This is a genomic window from Catenulispora subtropica, assembly GCF_039531675.1.
GTDB classification, from domain to species: Bacteria; Actinomycetota; Actinomycetes; order Streptomycetales; family Catenulisporaceae; genus Catenulispora; species Catenulispora subtropica.
The window spans coordinates 111,510-134,685 of sequence record NZ_BAAAQM010000005.1; the positions used below are offsets into that span (position 1 = coordinate 111,510).

Annotated in this window: 24 protein-coding genes, 1 tRNA gene and 1 other RNA gene; 11 read left to right on the top strand and 15 right to left on the bottom strand. The window is 71.6% G+C overall.

Translation table 11 applies throughout. The annotated features are described in order from the left end of the window. The first annotated feature begins 94 nt into the window (after positions 1 to 94). Entirely contained in the window at positions 95 to 877 is a 783-nt protein-coding gene (locus ABD466_RS06655; protein WP_344656056.1) for an MBL fold metallo-hydrolase, read from the top strand. A 10-nt stretch (positions 878 to 887) separates the two neighbouring features. Here ABD466_RS06655 and ABD466_RS06660 read toward each other — a convergent pair whose 3' ends face one another. Beyond that, positions 888 to 1,607 (bottom strand): phosphatase PAP2 family protein, encoded by a 720-nt coding sequence (locus ABD466_RS06660; protein WP_344656057.1) that lies wholly within the window; start codon positions 1,605 to 1,607, stop codon positions 888 to 890. A gap of 164 nt (positions 1,608 to 1,771) precedes the next feature. Here ABD466_RS06660 and ABD466_RS06665 point away from each other — a divergent pair, with 164 nt between their 5' ends. From ABD466_RS06665 to ABD466_RS06680, 4 genes are all read left to right on the top strand, one after another. Further along, positions 1,772 to 2,131, top strand: a complete 360-nt coding sequence (locus ABD466_RS06665; protein WP_344656058.1) for a BlaI/MecI/CopY family transcriptional regulator — start codon at positions 1,772 to 1,774, stop codon at positions 2,129 to 2,131. 97 nt (positions 2,132 to 2,228) lie between these two features. Then, positions 2,229 to 3,191 carry a M56 family metallopeptidase gene (locus ABD466_RS06670; protein WP_344656059.1) on the top strand — a complete coding sequence of 321 codons (963 nt, stop codon included), beginning with the start codon at positions 2,229 to 2,231 and terminating at the stop codon, positions 3,189 to 3,191. Positions 3,192 to 3,246: 55 nt separating this feature from the next. Continuing rightward, the gene (locus tag ABD466_RS06675) at positions 3,247 to 3,474 is read left to right on the top strand and encodes a DUF2277 domain-containing protein (protein ID WP_344656060.1); all 228 of its coding nucleotides are present in this window, start codon (positions 3,247 to 3,249) and stop codon (positions 3,472 to 3,474) included. After that, positions 3,461 to 3,889, top strand: a complete 429-nt coding sequence (locus ABD466_RS06680; RefSeq protein ID WP_425558561.1) for a YchJ family protein — start codon at positions 3,461 to 3,463, stop codon at positions 3,887 to 3,889. The genes ABD466_RS06675 and ABD466_RS06680 overlap by 14 nt, the downstream gene beginning before the upstream one ends. Positions 3,890 to 3,899: 10 nt before the next feature. Here ABD466_RS06680 and ABD466_RS06685 read toward each other — a convergent pair whose 3' ends face one another. The 10 genes from ABD466_RS06685 to ffs all read right to left on the bottom strand — a co-directional run bounded on the left by ABD466_RS06685 (position 3,900) and on the right by ffs (position 13,095). After that, positions 3,900 to 4,415: a hypothetical protein gene (locus ABD466_RS06685; protein ID WP_344656062.1), complete on the bottom strand. Its 516-nt coding sequence runs from the start codon at positions 4,413 to 4,415 to the stop codon at positions 3,900 to 3,902. A 35-nt stretch (positions 4,416 to 4,450) separates the two neighbouring features. Continuing rightward, positions 4,451 to 5,713, bottom strand: coding sequence for a hypothetical protein (locus tag ABD466_RS06690; RefSeq protein ID WP_344656063.1), 1,263 nt, complete (start codon positions 5,711 to 5,713; stop codon positions 4,451 to 4,453). Further along, the gene (locus ABD466_RS06695; protein WP_344656064.1) at positions 5,710 to 6,225 is read right to left on the bottom strand and encodes a SigE family RNA polymerase sigma factor; all 516 of its coding nucleotides are present in this window, start codon (positions 6,223 to 6,225) and stop codon (positions 5,710 to 5,712) included. The genes ABD466_RS06690 and ABD466_RS06695 overlap by 4 nt, the downstream gene beginning before the upstream one ends. Positions 6,226 to 6,404: 179 nt before the next feature. Then, entirely contained in the window at positions 6,405 to 7,466 is a 1,062-nt protein-coding gene (locus tag ABD466_RS06700; RefSeq protein WP_344656065.1) for an aspartate-semialdehyde dehydrogenase, read from the bottom strand. Then, complete coding sequence (locus ABD466_RS06705; RefSeq protein ID WP_344656066.1) at positions 7,463 to 8,731, bottom strand: aspartate kinase; 1,269 nt, start codon at positions 8,729 to 8,731, stop codon at positions 7,463 to 7,465. Before ABD466_RS06705 ends, ABD466_RS06700 begins: the two co-directional genes overlap by 4 nt. Positions 8,732 to 8,863: 132 nt before the next feature. Further along, positions 8,864 to 9,400 (bottom strand): DUF5063 domain-containing protein, encoded by a 537-nt coding sequence (locus ABD466_RS06710; protein WP_344656067.1) that lies wholly within the window; start codon positions 9,398 to 9,400, stop codon positions 8,864 to 8,866. Next, on the bottom strand, positions 9,393 to 9,992 hold the full coding sequence (gene recR, locus ABD466_RS06715; protein ID WP_344656068.1) for a recombination mediator RecR: 600 nt from the start codon (positions 9,990 to 9,992) through the stop codon (positions 9,393 to 9,395). The genes ABD466_RS06710 and recR overlap by 8 nt, the downstream gene beginning before the upstream one ends. Positions 9,993 to 10,012: 20 nt before the next feature. Beyond that, a complete protein-coding gene (locus ABD466_RS06720; protein ID WP_344656181.1) occupies positions 10,013 to 10,357 on the bottom strand; it encodes a YbaB/EbfC family nucleoid-associated protein in 345 nt (114 codons plus the stop codon). 193 nt (positions 10,358 to 10,550) lie between these two features. Continuing rightward, entirely contained in the window at positions 10,551 to 12,962 is a 2,412-nt protein-coding gene (locus tag ABD466_RS06725) for a DNA polymerase III subunit gamma and tau (protein WP_344656069.1), read from the bottom strand. 36 nt (positions 12,963 to 12,998) lie between these two features. Then, positions 12,999 to 13,095: signal recognition particle sRNA small type (ffs, locus tag ABD466_RS06730), an RNA gene on the bottom strand. A gap of 53 nt (positions 13,096 to 13,148) precedes the next feature. Here ffs and ABD466_RS06735 point away from each other — a divergent pair. Together ABD466_RS06735 and ABD466_RS06740 are read left to right on the top strand one after the other, a co-directional pair. Continuing rightward, positions 13,149 to 13,233: transfer RNA gene (locus ABD466_RS06735), tRNA-Ser, on the top strand. Positions 13,234 to 13,345: 112 nt separating this feature from the next. Continuing rightward, positions 13,346 to 14,578 carry a DUF4190 domain-containing protein gene (locus tag ABD466_RS06740; RefSeq protein ID WP_344656070.1) on the top strand — a complete coding sequence of 411 codons (1,233 nt, stop codon included), beginning with the start codon at positions 13,346 to 13,348 and terminating at the stop codon, positions 14,576 to 14,578. 98 nt (positions 14,579 to 14,676) lie between these two features. Here ABD466_RS06740 and ABD466_RS06745 read toward each other — a convergent pair whose 3' ends face one another. The 3 genes from ABD466_RS06745 to ABD466_RS06755 all read right to left on the bottom strand — a co-directional run bounded on the left by ABD466_RS06745 (position 14,677) and on the right by ABD466_RS06755 (position 17,267). Beyond that, positions 14,677 to 15,171: an FBP domain-containing protein gene (locus ABD466_RS06745; RefSeq protein WP_344656071.1), complete on the bottom strand. Its 495-nt coding sequence runs from the start codon at positions 15,169 to 15,171 to the stop codon at positions 14,677 to 14,679. A gap of 162 nt (positions 15,172 to 15,333) precedes the next feature. After that, positions 15,334 to 16,776 carry a hypothetical protein gene (locus tag ABD466_RS06750; RefSeq protein ID WP_344656072.1) on the bottom strand — a complete coding sequence of 481 codons (1,443 nt, stop codon included), beginning with the start codon at positions 16,774 to 16,776 and terminating at the stop codon, positions 15,334 to 15,336. A 29-nt stretch (positions 16,777 to 16,805) separates the two neighbouring features. Continuing rightward, positions 16,806 to 17,267 carry a SigE family RNA polymerase sigma factor gene (locus ABD466_RS06755; RefSeq protein WP_425558564.1) on the bottom strand — a complete coding sequence of 154 codons (462 nt, stop codon included), beginning with the start codon at positions 17,265 to 17,267 and terminating at the stop codon, positions 16,806 to 16,808. Positions 17,268 to 17,557: 290 nt separating this feature from the next. Between ABD466_RS06755 and ABD466_RS06760 the strand changes: the two genes are divergently transcribed. The 3 genes from ABD466_RS06760 (at position 17,558) to ABD466_RS06770 (ending at position 19,522) form a co-directional block, all read left to right on the top strand. Continuing rightward, a complete protein-coding gene (locus ABD466_RS06760) occupies positions 17,558 to 17,854 on the top strand; it encodes a type II toxin-antitoxin system VapB family antitoxin (RefSeq protein ID WP_344656073.1) in 297 nt (98 codons plus the stop codon). Further along, entirely contained in the window at positions 17,851 to 18,147 is a 297-nt protein-coding gene (locus tag ABD466_RS06765) for an LppU/SCO3897 family protein (protein ID WP_344656074.1), read from the top strand. Before ABD466_RS06760 ends, ABD466_RS06765 begins: the two co-directional genes overlap by 4 nt. A gap of 70 nt (positions 18,148 to 18,217) precedes the next feature. Beyond that, the gene (locus ABD466_RS06770) at positions 18,218 to 19,522 is read left to right on the top strand and encodes an MFS transporter (RefSeq protein ID WP_344656075.1); all 1,305 of its coding nucleotides are present in this window, start codon (positions 18,218 to 18,220) and stop codon (positions 19,520 to 19,522) included. Here ABD466_RS06770 and ABD466_RS06775 read toward each other — a convergent pair. Then, entirely contained in the window at positions 19,453 to 20,928 is a 1,476-nt protein-coding gene (locus ABD466_RS06775) for a CCA tRNA nucleotidyltransferase (protein ID WP_344656076.1), read from the bottom strand. The two genes, ABD466_RS06770 and ABD466_RS06775, sit on opposite strands and share 70 nt — an antisense overlap. A 55-nt stretch (positions 20,929 to 20,983) precedes the next feature. Here ABD466_RS06775 and ABD466_RS06780 point away from each other — a divergent pair, with 55 nt between their 5' ends. Beyond that, the gene (locus ABD466_RS06780; RefSeq protein ID WP_344656077.1) at positions 20,984 to 23,134 is read left to right on the top strand and encodes a hypothetical protein; all 2,151 of its coding nucleotides are present in this window, start codon (positions 20,984 to 20,986) and stop codon (positions 23,132 to 23,134) included. The last annotated feature ends 42 nt before the right edge of the window (positions 23,135 to 23,176 follow it).

Below are 23,176 nucleotides of genomic sequence, written 5' to 3' on the forward strand. Positions count from 1 at the left end.
AGACCGCCGCGATGGCCGCGGCGTCGGTCGCAGAGCACGACGACCGACGCCGCGGCCATCGGCGTTCCCGGCATGATCGTCCTAGGGTTGGTCCATGGCGACTCCGGAACCCTCCTTCACCGTCCGCTCCCTCGGCGGCCCGTCGGCCCTGCTCAGCTACGGCGGCGTCACGATCTTGGTGGATCCGACCTTCGACCCTCCGGGCGACTACCCGATCGGGAACCGGGTCCTGACCAAGACCGCCGGGCCCGCCCTCGGCCCCGACGAGGTCGGCGCCGTGGACGTGGTGCTGCTGTCGCACGATCAGCACCCGGACAACCTCGACCGCGGCGGCCGCGACTACGTCGACACCGCCCGGCTGGTCCTGAGCACCCGATCGGCCGAGGAGCGGCTCGGCGGCGCGGTCCTGGGCCTGCCGAACTGGGTCAGTCAGGAGTTCGACCGGCCCGAAGGCGGCACCGTCCTGGTCACGGGCGTCCCGGCCTTGCACGGCCCGGAGGGCAGCGAGCCGGTCGTCGGCGAGGTCACCGGCTTCGTGCTGACCGGCTCCGGCCTGCCGACGGTCTACATCAGCGGCGACAACGCCTCGCTGGACCGGGTCCGCGAGATCGCCGAGCGCTACGCCCCGGTCGACGTGGCCCTGCTGTTCGCCGGCGGCGCCCGCACGCCGCTGCTGGGCGACGCGTACCTCACGCTGAACAGCGCCGCGGCCGCCGAGGCCGCCGCCGTCCTGCGGGCCGGCGCCGTGGTGCCGCTCCACTTCGAGCAGTGGGCGCACTTCAGCGAGGGCGCCGAGGCGCTGCGGGCGGCGTTCGCGGCGGCCGGGCTGAGCGACCGGTTGCGGCTGCTCCAGCCCGGCGAGTCGACGTCGTTCTAGCCGCCGGGTCCTACCTCCGGCCCTCACCCGTCACGGGCATCGTCTCGGGGACCGGCACCGTCGCCGGCCCCGGGACCGGCCCGAACCGCGCCAGCAGCGGCACGCGGTGGAGGTTGCCGACGATCCAGCCGTGCCACAGCCCGGTCAGGAAGATGATCGCCGCGCTGCTGACCACCACCGAGCCGAGCACGTCCAGCGGGTAGTGCGCCCCGATGTAGAGCCGGCTGAACCCGATCAGCAGCGTCCACAGCGCGCCGAGCACGACCGCGGGCCGGAACCAGCGGGTGCCCGCGGCCAGCAGACAGATCGCGATGGCGAGCGACACGGCGAAGGCCGTGTGCCCGGACGGGAACGAGTTGGACCCGGTCTCCGGCGCCAGCGAGTCGGCCACCGGCGGCCGGTTCCGCGCCACGATCACCTTCGCGACCTCCGAGCTGGTCCAGCCCACCGCGACGACCAGGAACGTGGCCACCGCCTGCACGGGATCGCGCCGCCCCAGGAAGAACGCCGCGAGCAACGTCAGCACCACCAGCCCGGCGATCGGCGAGGCCAGGTTCGCGACGTCCAGCATCGCCCGGTTCAGCCAGCCGGTCCGCAGCTCCTGAATGCGGGCGTTCCACGCCAGTTCCGTACCGCGGGTCGCCGAGGTGTGGACGGCCACCAGCCCGATGACCACGGCCGTGGTGAACAGGGCCAGCGGGATCACGAACCAGTGGCGTACCTTCGGCATCGCGGATACTCCTACGATCGGGGGATGCGGCCCATGGGCTGTGCGGAGGAAGCTGGTGAACGCCCGATGAACGGGAGGTTCCCGCCCCGCAATCTACTACACGCTGTAGCATCTATGCGGGCGACACCGCCGAACACGCCCCGGATGAGGGAGGAGACCGTCTGATGGCCACCGGACGCAGACCCGCCGGCGCGCTGGAGCAGGAAGTCCTGGCCGCGCTGTGGGCGTCGCCGCGCCCGCTGACACCCGCGGCGGTGCAGGAGCACCTCGGCGACGGCCTGGCCTACACGACGGTGAAGACGATCCTGGACCGGCTGCACGACAAGGGGATGCTCACCCGCGTCCGCGAGGGCAAGGCCTACGCCTACTCCCCCGTCGTGGCCCAGGCCGATCTGGCGGCCGAGGCGATGCGCGCGGCGCTGGAAGGCAGCAGCGACCGGCCCGCGGTGCTGTCGAAGTTCCTCGGCGAGATCTCGGCGGACGACGCGGCGGTGATCCGGGAACTGCTCGGGGACCTGCCGTGAGCACGCGCGCCGGCGGTGCCGCCGAAGCTCCTCGGCGCGAACTCGGCGGTGCTCCGCCGGCTGCTCGGGAACCCTCCCCGGCCGCAGGGGCCGACCGATGACCGTCAACCTCTATCTCCCGCTGCTCGCCGCCCTCGTCCTCGGCTCCGCGGGTCCGTCCCTGGGCCGCCGCCTCCCTCCGGCCGTCGCCACCGTCCTGCTCACGGCCGCCGCGCTGGCCACCGCTTCGACCTCGCTGGTCTCCCTGGCCCTGCTGGCCGTGCTCGCGCTGCTGCGGGTGCCCCGCGTCGCCGCCGAGGGCCGGCTGTCCGACGCCGTTCTGAACCACGGCCCGACCAGTCCGCTGACCGGTGCCGTCGCCGGTCTGGCCCTGCTGGTGCTCCTGCCGTTCGCGGCCCGCGCCGGGGTCCGCCTGTGGCGCGAATCCGCGCGCACCTACCGGCTGGCCAAAGCCTTCTCGGCGCATCCGGCGAGCATCGCGATCATCCACGACCCGCGCGCGCAGGCCTTCGCCGTGCCCGGGATCCCGTCGCTGCCCGGCCACGCCGCGATCCCGACCCGCATCGTGGCGACCGACGCCCTGCTGCGCACCCTGGACGACGCCCAGCGCCGCGCCATGTTCGCCCACGAGCAGGCGCACCTGCGCCGCCGCCACCACCTGTATCTGTTGCTCACCAACGTCGCGGCGGTCGCGAACCCGCTACTGTGGCGCCTGCCCGACGCCGTCACCGAGGCCACCGAGCGCTGGGCCGACGAGGACGCCGCGGCGGCGGTCGGCGACCGCGAGGTCCTGGCCCGGGCGCTGGGCCGGGCCGCGCTGTCCAACCTGCCGGGCCCGCCCCGCACCGTCCCGGCCATGGCCCAGGCGCACGTCGGCGCCCGCGTCCGCGCGCTGATGGCCCCGCCGCCGCCCCGGCGCCGCGTCCTGGCGGTCGTCGTCGGCGTCGCCATCGCGGCCACGGTCTGGGCCTCGATCGACTCCGCCCGCGAGACCGAGGACTTCTTCGACACCGCGCGCGCCGCCTGGCACGTTGCGCACCTGCACAGCACGCACCGCTGACCGGCCGCCGCCGACGGGGACCGCGAGCGTCGGCGGCCCGGTTTAGCCTGAAGACATGTGCCGCTCGATCAAGACCCTCCGCGAGCCCTATACCGAGGACGCCACCGAAGAGGACGTGCGCGCCGCCGCGCTCCAGTACGTCCGCAAGATCAGTGGTTTCCGCGCACCCAGCAAGGCCAACACCGAGGCCTTCGACCGCGCGGTGGCCGCCGTGGCCGCCGCCACCCAGGACCTGCTCGACCACCTCGAAGTCCGCGGGCAGGCCACGAGTGCCGCGCACTGACCGCCGCCGCGGCTCCCGCAGTGCTCCGGCGAAACCGCAAGCTCCGACCGTGTGTCCCTGCGGCACCGGAGAGCCCTACGCGGACTGCTGTGGCGCGCTCCACGAAGGCCGCACGACGGCGGCCACGGCGGAGCAACTCATGCGCTCCCGCTACAGCGCCTTCGCGGTGAACGACGCCGCCTACCTGTTGCGGTCCTGGCACTCTTCGACGCGCCCGGCGCGGCTGGAGCTGGATCCGCGGACCCGCTGGACCGGTCTGGAGATCGTCGGCACCACCGGCGGAACGGCGTTCAACGCCGATGGCACCGTCGAGTTCATCGCGCACTACACGGAGTCCGGCCACGCCGATACCCTGCGCGAAAACAGTTCCTTCGTCCGGGAAGGCGGAAGCTGGGTCTACCTGAAAGCGATGTGAGCCGACGAGATCAGGCGTCGTGCGCCGAAGTCTTCCTGTCGTGGCCGTGCGGCGCCGTCGGCTTGCGGTGCTTGCCACCCGGGGCCTTCTTCGCGTGCTTGTCCGTGCGGTCGATGAGAACGCGCGCCTGGTTGGCGGAGCCGGACTTCACTCCCTCCACGAGGACCTTGTCGCCGACCTTGGCCTTGGCGCCCTGCGTACCGGCGTGGACCTTCGTGGTGGAGTCGAGGGTCCACGTCAGCGTGAACCCGTCGGTGCTCTTGACCGTCACGGTGTCGCCGCTGACCGCGGTCACCACCCCAGCCTGCCACTCGTGGACGACCGTCTTGCCGTCCTTGCCCTTCACAGTCCGCTCGCCGTGCATCCCCAGCCGGTGGTGGAGTCCCTTGTGGGTCTTGGCCGCCGGAACGCTCTTCGAGGAGTGCGCCGGGGCGTCGGCGAAGGCGGAAGTCGCGCTCGCGGCGGTCAGACCGCCGGCCATGACGACGGCGGCGACCACGCCACCGCTCTTCTTGGTGAGCTTCATGCAGCGAGGCTCACAGCCACTGCGTAAAGATCCCGTTAGCGCGCCGAGGAGACCGTCGCCGTGGGAGCGAGCCCGCCGTGTTTCACGGACTGTCCGTCCGGCTGGAAGTAGTCGGTGACGTAAAGAGCCGCGCCACACGCCGCGGTGAAGCTCGCGGTCTGCTGTGCCTGCTTCCCGGACACCGCGAACGCCACTGTATAAGAGGTCTGGCTCGCGGGCGACGACGGGGCGCCGCCGGTCGGCGTCGGCTGGGTCGGGGTCGGCGCGCTCGAGCCGGTCGGGCCCGAAGTCCCGCCTCCGGGCGACGCTGGAGTCGTCGGCGGAACCGTCGGACTCCCCGCGGGACCCGTCGCCGAACTCGCCGCGGATGTCGGCGGCGGCTGGGTCGGGCACACCGCGGGCACCCACGCGAACTGGAACTCGAACCGGTCCCCCGGCTGTAGCGTCAGGGTCTGGCCGGCCGGGGTACCCGCCAGCCGCGGCGCCACGGCCGGGTCGGGCCGGTACTGGGGCACGCGGCCCGTACCGCCGCCGGCGTCCGACACCATCAGCGTCGGCGTCCCAGCCAGCGTGCACGCCGCCTTCACCGTCCCGATCACGGTCTCGTAGGTGACGCCACCGCTCGGCGCGCTCTGCGTCCCGGCCACGGTGAGCACGGAAGAGTCCTGACACGTCGACGGCGCCGGGGCGCCGGACGCGGGCGTGGCCGGCGCGCTCGACGGCGGCGGTGCCTTCGAGGTCTGCGACGGCGCGGTCGCCGAGGAGGCCGCGCTGGTGAGCACCGACGGCGGATCGCCCAGCACCTGGCCGCCGCCCACCGGCCCCGGGCCGTGCCCCGAACCGCCGCCGGGCACGCCGTTCGAGCCGGTGCTCAGCACGGTGCCGACGTCGGCACCGCCCGCCCGGGTCGGCTCGGGGGAGGACAGCGAACCGCGGGCGGCCAGCGCGGCCCCGGTGCCGACCGTGAGCAGCGTCACCGCGGTCGTGGCCAGTGCGACGTTCCGCCGCCGGCGCCGGGCCGGCACCGCTCGGCGCAGCAACTCGAGGGTCCCCGGCGGGGGCTCCAGCCCCGCCACCGCCTGCCGCATGCGTTCCCGCAGTACCGCGCCGAGCGCGTCGACGGCGTCGCCGTCGAGCCCGCTGAGCCCGCCGAGCCCGCCGAACTCGCCGAACTCGCCGGACTCGCCGGACTCGCCGGACTCGCCGGACTCGCGGTCGAGCCCGCCGGACCCGCCGTCGGCGTCACGAGCGCCGCCCGGCGGCCCCGGCACCCTGTCATCCTCGTGCGGCGCGCTCACCGGAACGCCTCCATCCGTACCCGAAGGGCCTCGATCCCCCGAGACCCGTATGCCTTGACCGACCCGATCGAGATCCCCAGCAGAGTCGCCACCTGCGCCTCGGTCAGATCGGCGAAATAGCGCAGCACCAGCACCTCGCGCTGGCGCCGCTGGATCCCCCGCAGCGCCTGGATCAGGGCGTCCTTCTCCAGGAGCTCGTACGCGCCCTCCTCGGCGCTGGCCATGTCCGGCATCGGCTTGGGCGCCAGCCGCAGCCCGATCAGCCTCCTGCGGAGGGTGGAGCGCGAGAGGTTCACCACGGTCTGGCGCAGATAGGCCAGCAGCTTCTCCGGCTCCCGGACCCGGGTCCGCGCGCTGTGCACCCGGATGAACGCCTCCTGCACCACGTCCTCGCAGGAGGCCGCGTCATCCAGCAGCAGCGCGGCCAGCTTCAGCAGGGAGGAGTAGTGATCGCGGTACGTCTGGGTGAGCAGGTCCACACTGACGTCGCCGGCCCCGTGGTCAGCGGTCACCGCCACCCCTGTGCGCGGTGGTGGCGGCAGCTCCAGGACTCCGGCGGTCACGAAGGTTAGACACGGAACACCCCCGTAGAGTTGTACTCCCTACGAGGGTGCTCCGACAGGCGCATGCGTCTATTCGTACCGTATGGTCCCGAGCCGTGCAGACCTCTTGGCCTATCTCAGGGTCTTTCTCAGATCTTCCCGGTGAGCTCGGCCGCGACCACCTCGGCGATCTGCGCGGTGTTCAGCGCGGCGCCCTTGCGCAGGTTGTCACCGCACACGAACAGCTCCAGCGACCGCGGATCGTCCATCGAGCGCCGGATCCGCCCGACCCAGGTGGGGTCGGTGCCGACCACGTCCGCCGGGGTCGGGAACTCCCCGGCCGCCGGGTCGTCGAGCACGACGACGCCCGGCGCGGCCCGCAGTATCTCGTGCGCGCCGGCGACCGTGACCTCGTTCTCGAAGGTGGCGTGCACCGCCACCGAGTGCGTGGTGACGACCGGGACCCGCACACAGGTCGCCGAGACCGGCAGGTTCGGCAGGCCCAGGATCTTGCGCGACTCGTTGCGGATCTTCAGTTCCTCCGAGGACCAGCCGTCGTCCTTGAGCGAGCCGGCCCACGGCACCACGTTCAGCGCCAGCGGCGCCGGGAACGGGCCGAGGTCGCCGACCACCCCGCGCAGGTCGCCCGGGTGCGTGCCGAGGTTGGTGCCGGCCACCTTCGCCACCTGGGCGCGCAGCGTGTCGATGCCGGGCTGGCCGGCGCCGGAGGCGGCCTGGTAGGAGGAGGCCACCAGCGAGCTCAGACCGTAGCGTTGGTGCAGCGCGCCGAGCACCACGACCATCGTCAGCGTGGTGCAGTTCGGGTTGGCGATGATGCCCTTGGGGCGGTTGCGGGCCGCGGCGGCGTTCACCTCCGGCACCACCAGCGGCACGTCCGGGTCCATCCGGAAGGCGCCGGAGTTGTCCACCGCGACCGCGCCCTTGGCCGCCGCGATCGGCGCCCACTGGGCCGAGACCTCGTCCGGCACGTCGAACATCGCGACGTCGACGCCGTCGAAGGCCTCCTCGGACAGCGCGACGACCTCGATCTCCCGCCCTCGGCACACCAGCTTGCGGCCGGCGCTGCGGGCCGAGGCGATCAGGCGGATCTCGCCCCAGACGTCCTCACGCGTGGACAGCAGGTCCAGCATGACGGTGCCGACCGCGCCGGTGGCCCCGACGACGGCGAGGGTGGGCTTCTTACTGGTCATCGGCCGGTGCCTCCGTAAACCACGGCTTCGGTGCTCTCGGCGTCGAGGCCGAAAGCGGTGTGCAGGGCGGCGACGGCGTCCTTGACGACGTCGGCGCGGCAGACCACGGAGATGCGGATCTCCGAGGTCGAGATCATTTCGGCGTTCACCCCGACGTTGGACAGCGCCTCGAAGAACACCGCGGTGACGCCGGGGTGCGACTTCATGCCGGCGCCGACGAGGGAGACCTTGGCGATCTGGTCGTCGAACAGCAGCGACTCGAAGCCGATGGCGTCCTGCACCTTCTGCAGCGCGGTGATCGCCTTGCGGCCGTCGCCGACCGGCAGGGTGAAGGAGATGTCGGTGCGGCCGGTGGCCGCCGCCGAGATGTTCTGCACCACCATGTCGATGTTCAGCTCGGCGTCGGCGATGGTGCGGAAGATCTGCGCGGCCACGCCCGGCTTGTCCGGGACGCCGACCACCGTGACCTTCGCCTCGCTGGTGTCGTGCGCGACCCCGGCGATGATGGCCTGCTCCACGGCTTCTCCTTCTGCTGCTGCGCGGATCCAGGTGCCCTCGTGCTGCGAGAACGAAGAACGGACATGGATCGGGACGTTGAACCGGCGAGCGTACTCGACGCTGCGCAGGTGCAGGATCTTGGCGCCCGAGGCGGCCAGCTCCAGCATCTCCTCGTACTGCACCCGGTGCAGTTTGCGGGCTCGGGGCACCAGCCGCGGATCGGCCGAGAAGACGCCGTCCACGTCGGTGTAGATCTCGCAGACGTCGGCGCCCAGGGCGGCGGCCAGCGCCACCGCGGTGGTGTCCGAGCCGCCGCGGCCCAGCGTGGTGATGTCCTTGGTGGTCTCCGACACGCCCTGGAAGCCGGCGACGATGGCGATCGCGCCCTCGTCCAGCGCGGTGCGGATCCGGCCCGGCGTGACCGAGGTGATCCGGGCCTTGTTGAAGGACTGGTCGGTGATCACGCCGGCCTGCGAGCCGGTGAAGCTGCGCGCGTCGCCGCCCATCGAGTTGATGGCCATGGCCACCAGCGACATCGAGATCCGCTCGCCGGCCGTGAGCAGCATGTCGTACTCGCGGCCCTCCAGGATCGGCGAGACCTGCTTGGCCAGGTCGATCAGCTCGTCGGTGGTGTCGCCCATGGCCGACACCACCACGCACACCTCGTGCCCGGCCCGCCGGGTCTCCATGATGCGTTTGGCGACCCGCTTGATGCTCTCGGCGTCGGCAACGGAGCTGCCCCCGTACTTCTGGACGATGAGGCCCACGCGGTGTCTCCTCTGGTGCGGCTTGGGGCACGGCGGTGGGCCGCTTGAGCGCGGCCCGCCGCGTTCGAGTCTAATCAGAGGCGCTGAGACGACCCTGGGCTCTCACCATGTGGGATCCGCCGCCCGCCCAGGTCAGACCGTCGCGGCACCGAGCCGGGAGCGGGCCACCACGGACAGCAGCGCCCGCTGCACCGCCGAGGCCGCCGGACCCCAGCTGGACAGGTAGGAGAACTGCCACCACCACAGCGCCTCGGTGACCCGGTCCGCCTTGTAGTGCGCCAGGCCGTGCGCCAGGTCGGCGCAGACCAGCGCCAGGTCGTCGGAGATGCGCCGGGTCTCGATCTCGGACTTGGGCGCCAGCGGGTCGAACACCTCCTTGTAGGTGTTCACCGGCTTGAGCAGCCCGGCCAGCTTCTCGCGCAGCTCGTCCAGGTCCGGGTCGGGCCCGGCGTCGGTCTCGAAGCGCTCGTCCGGGACCACGTCCCGGATCGCGCCCAGCCGGCCGCCGGCCAGCAGCAGCTGCGAGGTCTCCAGCAGCAGGATCGGCACGCTGCTCTCGGGGGCGTCGCCGCGGGCCACCGCACGCACCGACAGCAAGAACGACGTGACCTGGTCGTGGATCTCGATCGCGAAGTCCGACAGGTCCTCGGAGGTCATCGGTTCAGACATCGAGCTGCCTTCTCCCCTCGAACGCCCGGCCGAGGGTGACCTCGTCGGCGTATTCCAGATCCCCACCCACCGGCAGGCCCGATGCCAGCCGGGTCACCCTCAGTCCCATGGGCTTGATCAGCCGCGCCAGGTACGTGGCGGTGGCCTCCCCCTCCAGGTTCGGGTCGGTGGCCAGGATCACCTCGGTCACGGTGCCGTCGGCCAGGCGTTTGAGCAGTTCGCGGACCCGCAGGTCGTCCGGCCCCACCCCGTCGATCGGCGAGATCGCGCCGCCCAGCACGTGGTAGCGGCCCCGGAACTCCCGGGTCTTCTCGATGGCGACGACGTCCTTGGACTCCTCGACCACGCAGATGCTGGCCGGGTCGCGGCGCGGATCGCGGCAGATCCGGCACTGCTCGGCCTCGGCCACGTTGCCGCAGATCACACAGAACCGCACCTGCTCCTTGGCGCGGACCAGGACGTCGGCCAGCCGCCGGACGTCGGCCGGATCGGCCTGCAGCAGGTGGAAGGCGATGCGCTGCGCCGACTTGGGCCCGATGTTCGGCAGGTGCCCGAGCTCATCGATCAGGTCCTGGACCACACCCTCGTACATGCCCTCTGCCCCGACCCGCCCTAGCCGAACAGGTTGCCGAGGTCGCCCAGGTCGGGCATGCCGCCGCCGGCCAGCGGGCCCATCTTGTCGGCGGCCAGCCGGTCGGCGGCCGCGCGGGCGTCCCGCACCGCGGCGATCACCAGGTCGGCCAGCGTCTCGGTGTCCTCCGGATCGGCCGCCTCGGGCTTGATGTCCAGGCCGACCAGGTCGCCGGTGCCGGTCACCTTCGCGGTCACGAGCCCGCCGCCGGCGCTGCCGCTGACGATGGTGTTCTCCAGCTCCTGCTGCGCCTCCATCATGCGCTGCTGCATCTGCATGGCCTGGCCGAGCATGCCCTGCAGGTCCATGCCGCCGAGGTCGGGCATGCCGCCGCCGGGGCCGGTCGCGTCCGGGAAAGCCACTGTGCGCGCTCCTGTTCGTGCCGCTATTCGTGCCGCTATGTGAAGTCGTACTCGACCATACGCGCTCCGGGACTGGGGCGGCCAATACCGCGGGTCCCGGCCGGGAACGGTCGGCGTCGAGAACGGCCGGGAGGCCGCAGGGGGTTCCGGGTCCGCGCTATTCCTCGGCGTCGAGCCGTTGCGCGCCGAGCTCGCGGATCACGAGTTCATGCGCGGTCGCGTTGTCCTCGGCGAGGACTTCGTCGTCGTCGGAGACGACGTCGTCCTCGGGGCGGACCGCCGGGGCCGCGGGCGGCGGCGGCGCCGGCGGCGCCTGGGGCGCCGGGCGCTGGGCCGGCGGCTGCGGCGCCGGCTGCGTCTGTGTCTGCTGCGCAGGCTGCGAGGGCTGGGCCTGCTGGGACGGCGGCGCGGGCGGAGCGCTCTGAGCGGCTTGCGGCGCGGGCTCGGGCTCGCGCGCCGACGGCGGCGCCGCCTGCGGGGCCTGATACGCGCTCGGCGGTGGCGGCATCTGCGCCGGGGGCGGCGGCGTCATGGAGACGCCCGGCGCGACCGCCGTACCAGGGTTCTGCGACGGGTCGACGATGGCGTCCACCTGCCACGAGAACCCGAACAGGTCGTGCGCCGCCTGGCGCAGGGTCTCGGAGGTCCCCCGGCCGACGAACCGGTCGCGCGCGCCGGCGTTGACGAAGGCCACCTGCAGGCGGTCGCCGTCGACGCCGAGCACCTGCGCGTTCTGGCTGAGCAGCATCCAGCTGACGCGGCCGTCACGGCGCTTGACCTCTTCGAGGAGGTCCGGCCACATACCGCGGATGTCGACGCCCCCGGCGGCGCGGGAGGGCGCGGCGGGAGCGGGCTGTGAAGGCCGGTTCGCGGGCTCCGGAGCCGGCGGTGCCGCGACGGGGGCCGGTTCCTCGGCGGCCCACGGCGGAGCTTCGGCCGCGGCCGGGCCCGGACCGCCGCCAGCGGAGGACGGGTCGTTCTGCGCCCACGGCGGAGCTCCGAGCGCGCCCCCCGCGTCGGGGCCGGCCGGTCCGCCGGCGGAACCGCGCGCCTGCGCCGGGTCGCCCGCCGGGCCTGAGTCCTGGGCCCACGGCGGTGCGCCGAGCGAACCGCCCGATCCGTTCCGGGGCTGGCCCGCCTGGGCCTCCTGGGCCGGTGCGCCGGTCTGCTGCCCTTCCCACGGCGGCGTTCCGAGCGAACCGCCCGGCGCCTGCGCCGGGGGCTGAGCTTGGGCCTGAGCGTGGGCCGGGGCCTGAGCAGACTGAGCCGGAGCCTGAACCTGCGCCGGCATCGGCGCCCGCCGCGCCATCGGCGGCGCCTCGTCGAACTCGTCCTCGACCACCCGCGGCCCGCCACCGCCCGCGGCGCTCATCGGCGCCATCGGAGCCGGCGCCCCGGCACCCATCACCACACCGCGCCGCTCCAGGCGGTCCAGACGGGCCGCCAGCCCCTGCTCGCCCGAGTCGGCGCCGGGCAGCAGCACCCGCGCGCACACCAGCTCCAGCAGCAGCCGGGGCGCGGTGGCGCCGCGCATCTCGGTCAGGCCGGTGTTCACCAGGTCCGCCGCGCGCGACAGCTCGGCCGCCCCGAACGCGCGGGCCTGGCTACTCATCCGCTCGAACTGGTCGTCCGGGACGTCGATCAGCGCGCGGGCGGCGGCGGCGTCCGTGACCGCGTTCAGGATCACCAGATCGCGGAAGCGCTCCAACAGGTCGGCCAGGAACCGCCGGGGGTCGTGGCCGCTCTCCACCACCTGGTCGACCATGCGGAACACGGCCGCGCCGTCGTGCCCGGCGAAGGCGTCGACGAGCTGGTCCAGCAGCGCGGCGTCGGTGTAGCCGAGCAGCCCGGTGGCCATGGCGTAGGTGACCCCGGACTCGTCGGCCCCGGCCAGCAGCTGGTCCAGCACCGACATGGCGTCCCGCGCCGAGCCGGCACCGGCCCGCACCACCAGCGGCAGCACCTCCGGCTCCACCTTGATGCCCTCACGGCCGGTGATGTCCGCCAGGTGTTCGCGCAGCACGGCCGGCGGAATCAGCCGGAACGGGTAGTGGTGGGTCCGCGACCGGATGGTCCCGATCACCTTCTCGGGCTCGGTCGTGGCGAAGATGAACTTCAGGTGCGGCGGCGGCTCCTCCACCACCTTCAGCAGCGCGTTGAAGCCGGCCGAGGTCACCATGTGCGCCTCGTCGATGATGTAGATCTTGAACCGCGACGCGGCCGGCGCGAAGAACGCCCGCTCCCGCAGATCCCGCGCGTCGTCCACCCCGCCGTGCGACGCGGCGTCGATCTCGATCACGTCGATCGACCCCGGCCCCCCGTTGGCCAGCTCCACGCACGACCGGCACGCCCCGCACGGCGTCGGCGTGGGACCTTGCTCACAGTTCAGGCACCGCGCGAGGATCCGCGCGCTGGTGGTCTTGCCGCACCCCCGCGGCCCACTGAACAGATAAGCGTGGTTCACCCGACCGTTCCGGAGAGCCTGCTGCAAGGGCAGGGTGACGTGCTCCTGGCCGACGACCTCCTCGAAGGTCTCGGGCCGATAGCGGCGATAGAGCGCGAGAGACACGTAGCCAAGGTATCGGCTACCACCGACATCCGGACAAAAAAGGAACTCCCATGCACCCGCCAGAGCACACCGACCCTTGCTGCCGTCAAGCCCTGGGGGAGTTGAGTGTGGTGACGCCGCATGGGAGTCCGGGGACAAGCATATAGGAGTGCGGGAGTACCCCGCGCGTCGGGTATGCTTCTCGGCGGAGGATTCGCCTAGAGGCCTAGGGCGCACGCTTGGAAAGCGTGTTGGGGGCAACCCCTCACGAGTTCAAATCTCGTATCCTCCGCTTATCGGACGAGCTCCGAGCAGCAGAATCGCTGCTCGGAGCTTGTTTCGTCTCCGGCGCAGGTATGCTCCCCGAGCCGGTCCGCGGGTGACCGGCGAGGAGAGGAACGGGGATGGAATCCGAGATAGGTCCCGAGACTGGCGAAGCGTCACGTCCGGCCGGGACCGGCGCCGACGGCACGCCCTTCGCTCCGGTGGATCCGGCCGCGCCCTTCGCTCCGGTGGATCCGGCCGCCCCGTTCGCGTCCACTCCTCCGCCGCAGCAGTACCCCGGCTACGGCTACCCGCAGTACGGCTACGGCTATGGCATCCCTGCGCAGCCGCCCACCGGTACCAACGGGATGGCGGTCGCCGCGCTCGTGCTGGGCATCTGTGGGTTCTTCTTCGTCACGCCGATCGTCGGGCTGATCCTCGGCCTCGTCGCGCTCTCGACGATCAAGGGGTCCGGACAGCGCGGCAAGGGCATGGCGATCACCGGAATCGTCCTGTCGGGTCTGTGGATCGCCCTGTTCGCCACGCTGATCACGGTCGCCGTCATCACCACGCCGGATCCCGCTCGTCGGGGCGCGGACGGCACCGTCGTCGGCAAGGGCACGGTGTCGGTCTTCGATCTGCATCCGAAGGACTGCTTCACCGTTCCGGCGGGCATGATCGGCTCCACCGACGGCGGCCTCAGGGCTCTCACGGTCGTCCCGTGTACTTCGCCCCACGACAGCGAGGCCGTCGGGTCCTTCACCGCTGACGAGAGCGCTTTCCCCGGCGTGGACGCCCTGCGCACAGAAAGCACCTCCCGGTGTCTCACGGTGCTCGGCACGTACGTCCCCGACGTGGAGTCCCTGCCAGGCGGCAGCCACGTCCAGTTCATCTACCCGAACGAGGAGGCTTGGGCGCACACGCAGAAGGTGATGTGCTTCGTCCAGTTCCCCGCCGCCACGATGACCCGGTCGGTGTATCGCGACCTGGCGAGCTACACCGCCGACCAGCAGCGCTACCTCAAGGCCACCCGGCCGCTGGACGACGCCGTCAGCCAGCTGAGCGCGACACCACAGACGGCGCCCCTGACCACCCTGCAACTGCGCGCGAGCAACATCGCCGCCGCGGCACAGAACGAGGCCGCCGCGCTGACGGCGGAACCGTGGCCGGACGCCATGCAGGCGGCCGTCAACGCCCTCGCCGCCAAGCACCTGCACGCGGCCCAGCTCTGGATCCGGGCCGCGGAGGACGAGGACACCGCGGCTTTCGGCGACGACGCCGCCCAGGCCCACGACGCCTTCGACCTGGTGGACATGCAAGCCGTCCGTGCCGGGCTCGGCCTGCCGACCGGCTCGGTCGGCCAGGCGGCCTGACGCTCGGCCGGCCCGAGCTCGGCCGGCCCGACGCTCGGCCAGCCCGACTCTCAGGCGGCCCGACGCTCAGGCGGCCCGACTCTCGGCCGACCTGACGCTCAGACCGCGAGGCGCCCGAGGAAGTCCTCCAGCTTGCCCATCATCCGCTCGACCTGCTGGTCGACGGTCAACGTCTCCTCCATACGGCCACCGGTTGCGGGGGATTTCACGCCGCGGATGTAGAGCGAGCAGGAAAGGTCCGTGCAGAGATACAGGCCGGCGGAGTTGCCCTGGCGACCGGCGTCGCCGGCTTTGCGCCCCGTCATCAGGGCAACCCCGCCGCCCTGATGTGTGGTGAAACACAGCGAGCACAGGTTGCGCCGCAGGAAGTCCTTGCGAGTGGTGGCGGTGCGGAGAGTGATGCCGACCAGATCGGCGCCACGCGGTACCACCAGGTAGGCGCGGTCGGGGGCACCGAGGTCGCGCCATCCGAGGAAGTCCAGGTCCGGCCAGGAGACGGCAGGCAGGTCGCGGGGCATCGGGAGCCGCTTGGCCTCGCCCTGAGAGCAGTTGGCGAAGCTGGCGCGGATCTCGTCTTCGGTCGCGGGGCGCATGAGATCGAGCTAACCCCGCTCGATCGGCTCGGTAAAGCGGATTTCCCCTATACGGCCACCGGCGAGCGCCACAGCCAGTGCCGCATCGATCAGGCGCGGAGGGTATCGCGGGCGGGTCCTGGACCGGCACCGGTCCAGGACCCTTCGCCTCCGCGACCGCGGCTACTGCTTCAGCAGCGCCACGACCTGGTCGGCGATGTCGGACAGGTGGGGGTTCGCCGCCGCCGCCGCGAACTGGTCGGTCGTGAGCTGAACATCCTCGACGGTCTGCGACATGTAGTTCGTCGTGAGGGAGAACTGCACCGCGGGCTGGGAGGTGTCGTCCGGCAGGTACCAGTAGTCGAAGCTGTTCGGCTTGTCGGACAACGGATGCAGCTTCGAGTCCGTCGGTACCTGCCCCCACATGAGGACCTGCCCGCCGGGCACGGTCCGCCGCTGGCAGACGGCCATCGCCCCGCACCCCATAGACCCCGAGAAGGGGGACAGGTTCCGCTGCAACGTCGCGATCCGGAGCAGGTTCCGCTGACCGGACGGTCCGGTGAGGATGAGGTCCGACCCCACGACGGTCCTGGTGAGGGTGGCCTTCACCCCGGCCGGCAGCACCTGTGCGAGCAGTCCCTCGATCTTCGCGTTGCGGTCGTCCTGGGCCTTCACGGCGTCCGCAGAAGGAGTCGTCCTCGGATCGAGCAACGTCTCGACCTCGTCGATCCCGGCGTGACGGGCCAGCGCGGCGAAGTCGTCGGCGGACAGCTGGACACCGTGGGGATCGGCGCCGTTCTTCGTCCCGAAGCCCACCAGCGAGGGCGGCCACGTCCCCGTCCATCCGGCCGGCGCCTTGTCCGCGTAGGGCATCGCGGCGACGGTCGTGGCCTCGCGGATCTGGAGGTACTGCGCGTTCCGGTCGTCGGGGACGAACGTCATCCAGACGTCCTGGCCCACGATCATCTTCTCGCTGCCCGGCTTCAGCGCGCCTTTGGTGTCGCCCATCTGATCGGAGGCGGTGTAGTTGTCGGCATTCACATAGACGGTGCCGCCGGCGACCTTGTGGACGTCGCAGCTGCCCTTCTGGAGACAGCCGAGCTTCCGGTCCTCGCCGGGCGACCACTCCAGTCTGCCGCCCGACGCGGTCATCACCGTCGTTCCGCTGGGCCCGGTCAGCAGGAAGTCGTCCTGGCTCAGAGGCGTGTAGTCCGACGGCGCCAGCTGGATGGTGACTCCGGCGGGCAGCATCGGCTGCAGGAGTCCGGGCAGTCGCGTCCTGATGTCCTGGGACTTCACGGTGGCGTCCACCAGCGCCCCGTGCGGCTGCTGTTTGTCCGAAGCGCTCGGCTTCGGCTTCGTCGGGGTGGGCTTCGCCGTCGTCGCCGCGGCCGGCGCCGGCTTCCCCGCCACCCCACCGGACCCCGCCACCGCCGCGAACGTCCCGACCGCCGCCACCACGCTCAGCACGGCGCCCCCTGTCGCGTACCACCGGTTCCGGCGGCGGGCGGCGTCCCCGCGGGCGATGGACCCGCTCGCGAGGTCGCGCAACGGCGGCTCGGCGGCGCCGAACGCCGTGCCGAGCAGACCGCGCACCGCGCCGTCTTCGTGCTCTTCGATGATCATGTCTCCACCAGTCGCTTCCTCACTTCTGTTCACGGTCGGCCGGGCAGCTCGGCGAAGTCGGCCAGCCGCTCCCGCAAGAGCGCCAGCCCGCGGCTGGACATGCTCTTCACGGTGCCCTCGGAGATGCCGAGGATCCCCGCGGTCTGTTCCACGCTCAGGTCCTCCCAGTACCGCAGCACCACGACGGCACGGGTACGCGGGGGAAGGAGGCCGAGCGCGGCCAGGACCGCGAGGCGCGTGTCGGTCGGATCCGCCGGCGACGCCGGTTCGGGGAGGTGTTCCAGGGGCAGCACGTCGAGGTGCTTCTTCCTGGAGTCCAGGTAGCAGCGGTAGACCACCTGTCGGCTGTAGGCGCCGGGGTTGTCCGCCGAACGGACGCGGTGCCAGTGCCGGTAGATCCGGTCGAATGCCATCTGGACGAGGTCCTCTGCGAAGTGCCAGTCACCGCAGAGCAGGTAGGCCGAGCGCCGCAGGTGGCCCTGGCTCGCCACCGCGAACTCGCGGAACTCCTCCCGGGGGTCGGGATGGTCCGCCGCACGGCTCCCGGTATTAGCTCTCTGACGCGTAGCGTCTCCATAACGGGTGGTGGGTGACGGGCGGGAGAATCTCACATCCCTGTCGACTCATACGTTCGCCGGCCGGGTTCGTAGCGACGCCCAAGATCTTTCCGGGCGGGCCCGGCGGCGTCCAGATCACGGTCCGGCCCCATACGGTCACGATTTTGTGTCCTCTTTGCCGACCAGCGACCGTCTTCCCCGGGCGCGCCGGTTACCCTGGTGCCGTGATCTTCAAGCGCATCGGCGAAGGGCGGCCATACCCCGACCACGGACGCTCCTTCAAGGAGTGGGCCGAGGTCGCCCCGCGCCAGATCCGCCTGGACCAGCTCATCACCACCAAGCGCCACCTGGACCTGGACGCGCTGCTGTCCCAGGACTCCACCTTCTACGGCGACCTGTTCGCCCACGTCGTGCACTGGCAGGGCGGCTACTACCTGGAGGACGGCCTGCACCGGGCGGTGCGTGCCGCACTCCAGCAGCGCACGGTTCTGCACGCGCGCGTGCTGGACCTCGACGAGTGAGGGGCCGTTCGGCCTCGATCACCGTGGCCATCGTCGTCGTCGCGCTGCTCGGCGGCGCGCTCTGGTTCGCCAACCGCCCCGGCCCCTCGACGGCCAAGGCCGGCGACTGCATCACGGCCCCGGCGAAGGGCAGCTTCAAGAAGGTCGGCTGCGACTCCGGCGACGCGGCGTTCAAGGTGGCCGCGGTCCTGGGCGACGGCGACAGCAACGGCTGTGACGCCTATCCCAACGTGATCATGTCCGTGGTCGACAAGAACCGCACCAAGACCCTGTGCCTCGGCAGTGCCAAATAGTCCCGCCGACCGCGCCTGACGCGCCGGTCGCTGCGGGCCGGCCCGGCCGTCCTGGCACTACGCTGCGAAGATGAGCGATCTCCGGGAGTTGCTGCGGTCCGGGCTCTTCCGGCGGCTGTTCGGGACGCGCCTGGTCGGCCAGTTCGGCGACGGCGTGTTCCAGGTGGCCCTCGCGGCCTTCGTCGTGTTCTCGCCGGAGAAGGAGGCGACGGCCGCCGACGTGGCCGAGGCCTTCGCCCTGCTGCTGATCCCGTTCACCGTCATCGGCCCCTTCGCCGGTGTGTTCCTCGACCGCTGGCGCCGCCGCCAGGTGCTGCTGTACGCGAACCTGCTGCGCGCCGCCGTCGTGCTGGTCGTGGCGACCCAGGTCCTCGCCGACGACGGCGGACTGCTGTTCTACGCCTCCGCGTTGGCGGTCCTCAGCTGCAACCGCTTCATCCTCGCCGGACTGTCGGCAGCTCTTCCACAGGCTGTGGACAACGACCGGCTCGTCGTCGCCAACGCCGTGTCCCCCACCGCCGGAACACTCGCCGCGACCCTCGGCGGTTCGGTCGGCGTCCTGGTCCGCGCCCTCGTCGGCGCCGGGGACGGTGCGAACGCGCTCATCCTCGCCGTCGCCGCCCTCCTCTATACGACGGCTTCCCTCGTAGCCCGCACCATGCCGCGGGATTCCCTCGGCCCCGACGAACGTCCCGAGACCTCCACCTGGAGCGAGGTGAAAATCGTGGCCCGCGGCCTCTGGGAGGGCCTGGAGCATCTCAGGGAACGCAAGCCCGCGGCCGCCGCCCTGATGGCGATCACCGCCAACCGGTTCTGCTACGGCCTGACGACCATCATGGTCCTCCTGTTGTTCCGCAACACCTTCAACGACTCCCACGACACCAACGCCGGACTGCGCGGCTTCGGACTCGCGGTCGCGGTCTCCGGCGCGGGCTTCTTCCTGTCCGCGGTCGCCACCCCCGTCATCCTGCGCCGCGTCGGTCTGCCGACCTGGATCACGGTCTGCATGGTCGGTTCGGGGGCCGCGCTCGCAGCCTCGGCCGCCTGGTTCCGGGTCCTCCCCCTGCTGGCCGGCGCGCTGATCGCCGGGTTCTTCGCCCAGGGGCAGAAGATCTGCACCGACACCACCGTGCAGCGCTATGTGGAGGACGGTTATAGAGGACGAGTCTTCTCGCTCTACGACATGCTCTTCAACGGGGCCTTCGTCGCGGCGGCGACAGTGGCCGCCGCGACACTGCCCGCTTCGGGGAAGTCCGTCACGCTGCTGTTCGGAACCGTCGCCGTGTACCTCGGCGGCGGCTTCGCCTACGCCTGGTTCTGCGCGGCTTCGCGCCCCGCCCACCAGGACCGGAGCTCGGCCACCGCCGTATCGTGATCCAGCGGGCCGCGCTCCATGCGCAGCTCCAGCAGGAACTTGTACGCGGCGCCGACCTCCGGCCCCGGCTTGATGCCGAGGGTGGCCATGATCTCGTTGCCGTCCAGGTCCGGGCGGATCGCGTCGAGCTCCTCCTGCTCGCGCAGCTCGGCGATGCGGCGCTCCAGGTCGTCGTAGGCGTGCTCGAGCATCAGGGCGCGGCGCCGGTTGCGGGTCGTGCAGTCCGAGCGGGTCAGCTTGTGCAGGCGCTCCAGCAGGGGCCCGGCGTCGCGGACGTAGCGGCGCACCGCGCTGTCGGTCCACTCCGCCTCGCCGTAGCCGTGGAACCGCAGGTGCAGCTCCACCAGCCGCGCGGTGTCCTCGATGATCTCCTTGCTGTACTTCAGCTTGCGCAGCCGCGCCGCCGTCATGTGCGCGCCCACGACCTCGTGGTGGTGGAAGGACACGCCGCCGCCGGGTTCGAAGCGGCGGGTCTTGGGCTTGCCGATGTCGTGCAGCAGCGCCGCCAGCCGCAGGATCAGGTCCGGGCCGTCGGTCTCCAGGGCGATCGCCTGCTCCAGCACGATCAGCGTGTGCTCGTAGACGTCCTTGTGGCGGTGGTGCTCGTCGATCTCCAGGCGCAGCTTGGGGAGTTCGGGCAGCACATGGTCGGCCAGGCCGGTGTCGACCATGAGCGTCAGGCCCAACCGCGGCCGGGGCGCCGTCACCAGCTTCGACAGCTCGACCTGCACCCGCTCGGCGCTGACGATGGACAGCCGCTCGGCCATCTCCGTCATCGCCCGCCGCACCTCCGGGGCGACGTCCAGGCCCAGCTGCGCGGCGAAACGCGCGGCCCGCATCATGCGCAGCGGGTCGTCGGAGAACGACATCTCCGGGGTGCCCGGAGTGCGCAACACCCCTTCGTCGAGGTCTCGCAGACCGCCGTACGGGTCGACGAACTCGAAGTCGGCGAGGTCGGCGCTCAGCCGCACCGCCATGGCGTTCACCGTGAAGTCGCGGCGGAACAGGTCGTCCTCGATCGAGTCGCCGTAGGCCACCTCGGGCTTGCGCGAGTCGCGGTCGTAGGCCTCGGACCGGAAGGTGGTGATCTCCAGCTTCGCGCCGTCCTTCTGGGCGCCGACCGTCCCGAAGGCGATGCCGACGTCCCACACCGCCTCGGCCCAGCCCTGCACCAGCTTCAGCACCTGCTCGGGGCGCGCGTCGGTGGTGAAGTCCAAGTCGTCGCTGAGCCGGCCCAGCAGCGCGTCCCGCACCGGACCGCCCACCAGCGCCAAGGTGTGCCCGGCCGCCGCGAAGCGCCCGGCCAGCTCGCCGACCACGGGCACGACTCGTAGCAGTTCTGTTACCGCGGCCCGCTGTGCCTGGTCAAGATGCGGTTCCGGGCGTCGCTGCTGGTCGGTGTGCATGGTGTCGAAGTTTACGTGTCGGGGCGCCGCGCCGGGCCCGACTACCATTCGTCGGGTGACCAGCCGAGCCTGCCGCGCGCTCCTAGCCCTCGTGCTGTTCCTGGGTGCCGGAGGCCTGCTGCTGGACAGCGCGCGCGCCGACGACGCGCCGGCCAAGCCGTCGGTGCTGGTGGGCATCGACTCGGTCCTGCCCCAGATTCCGGACTTCACCGACACGGCGAAGCAGATGACCTTCTCGGGGCGGCTGCAGAACACCAAGTCCACGAGCGTGAAAGTGGTGGTCGAGCTGCGGCGCTCGCTCGTCGAGGCGCGCTCGGAGATGGGCTCGGCCACCGGTAACGGCTACCTGGTCCAGGGCAAGACCGCACCGAAGTCCCAAGAGGTCGCGCCCGGTGCCACCGTCGACTGGAAGCTCACCCCGAGCGAGGCCGAGCTGTTCGGCACCAAGAACCCCCGGCCCGGCGTCTACGCGATCGACGTCGACGTCCGGGACACCGACGGCGACTTCCTCGGCGGCCAGCGCACCTACGTGGTGTGGAAGCCGCTTTCGGAGAGCGGCACCAAGAAGGCCCGGGTCGCCCTGCTCTGGCCGGTGGTCGGTCAGCCCGGACTGACCGGGCAGAAGACGCCGGACAACGCGGCCGCGCCGATCGTCTCCGACCCGCAGGCCGCGCAGCAGTTCCGGCCCGGCGGGCGGCTGGACCAGATCCTGCAGCTCGGCCAGCAGTTCACGGTCAACTGGGTGCTCGACCCCGACGTGCTGTACACCGCGAACCAGCTGGCCGGCGGCTACTTCGTCGCCGCCGACGGGGGCGCGAAGACCCCGGGGGCCGACGCCGGCGAGGCCAAGGACTGGTACGACGCCGCGCACGACCTGTTCTCGCTGCAGGCCCAGAACTGCTGGAACCTGCCCTACGCCGACCCCGACCTGACCACGCTGTCCCGCACCAAGCCCGGCCGGGACCTGCTCGGCGACGCCCTGAAGCTGCACGCGCCCGCCACCACCGGGGCCTGCCACCGCCCGCAGACCCTCCTGTGGCCCGCCGGCGGCCAGGCGGACGCCACGACGCTGAAGGCCGTGCAGGCCGCGAACGTGCCCGGCCAGGTGACGCTGCTGGCCTCGAATGTGGTGTCGTCCTGGAAGTCGGCGCACGTCTCCCTGCCGCAGAGCCCCGACACCGTCGCCTACGACACGTATCTGTCAGGCGTCTTCAACGACGAGGCGACGACGCCCGGGCAGCCCTCGCTGAACAAGCCCGGCGTGCTGGCCGGACAGCAGTGGCTGGCACAGACCGCCCTGCTGGCCGCGGACTACACGGACCGGGTGCTGGTGGTGGCGCCGCCGCGGGACTTCACGCCGACGGCGCCGCTGGCCTCGGCCATCTCCGCGACGGAGAAGCTGGGTGCGAACGACCAGTGGGTGGGCCTGGACAGCCTCGACAAGGCGCTGGAGGGCAAGCCGGCCCCGGCCCCCGCGCCCCTGCTGGCCGCCAAGACCGACACGCCGAACCTGCCGGCGCCGGTGGTGACCTCCACCTCGGACAGCGCGAAGCTGTACCGGGCGCTGCACTCGGTCATGGACGGCAGCCACGACAGTGACAGCGCGGTCCCCTACCGACCGGTGGCCACCTGGTGGCGCGACCACGACGGCGACACAGGCTTCTCCTCGACCGTCTACAACACCGTCGTCAAGGAACACGGCCTGGTGGCGATCGGCGGGCAGCAACAGACGCTGACCCTGTCCGGGAAGTCCGGGTCGGTGCCCGTCACCATCGTCAACAACACGAACTCGGCGATCCACATCTACCTGCAGGCGCACTCCAAACAGAGCATGCAGCTCAAGGTCGCCGAGAACCAGGGTCTGCAGACCGTGGCCCGTGGCCAGTCCGCGACCGTCCGCATCCATGTCGAGGGTGAGGGCAACGGTCAGAAGATCGAGCTGGTCGCCACCCTCTACACGTGTTCGGACTTCAGTTCGGGCTGCACGTACTATCCAAGTGGTCTGTTCACGGAGCTCAAGCCGGAGAAGGGCCACCTCGGTCCCGTGGGTCAGGTGATCATCCCGGTGAAGGTCAGCCGCATCGGCATCATCGCCCTCGGTCTGATGATCGGGTCGGGGGTGCTGCTGGTCGCGTTGATCGGATTGCGCGTTTACCGCGCCAAGCGCGCCCAACACGCCTCCGCACAGGACACAATGGCAAGTTGAAACACCGACACTGATCGGACGACGGACCCACGGACGCGGGGA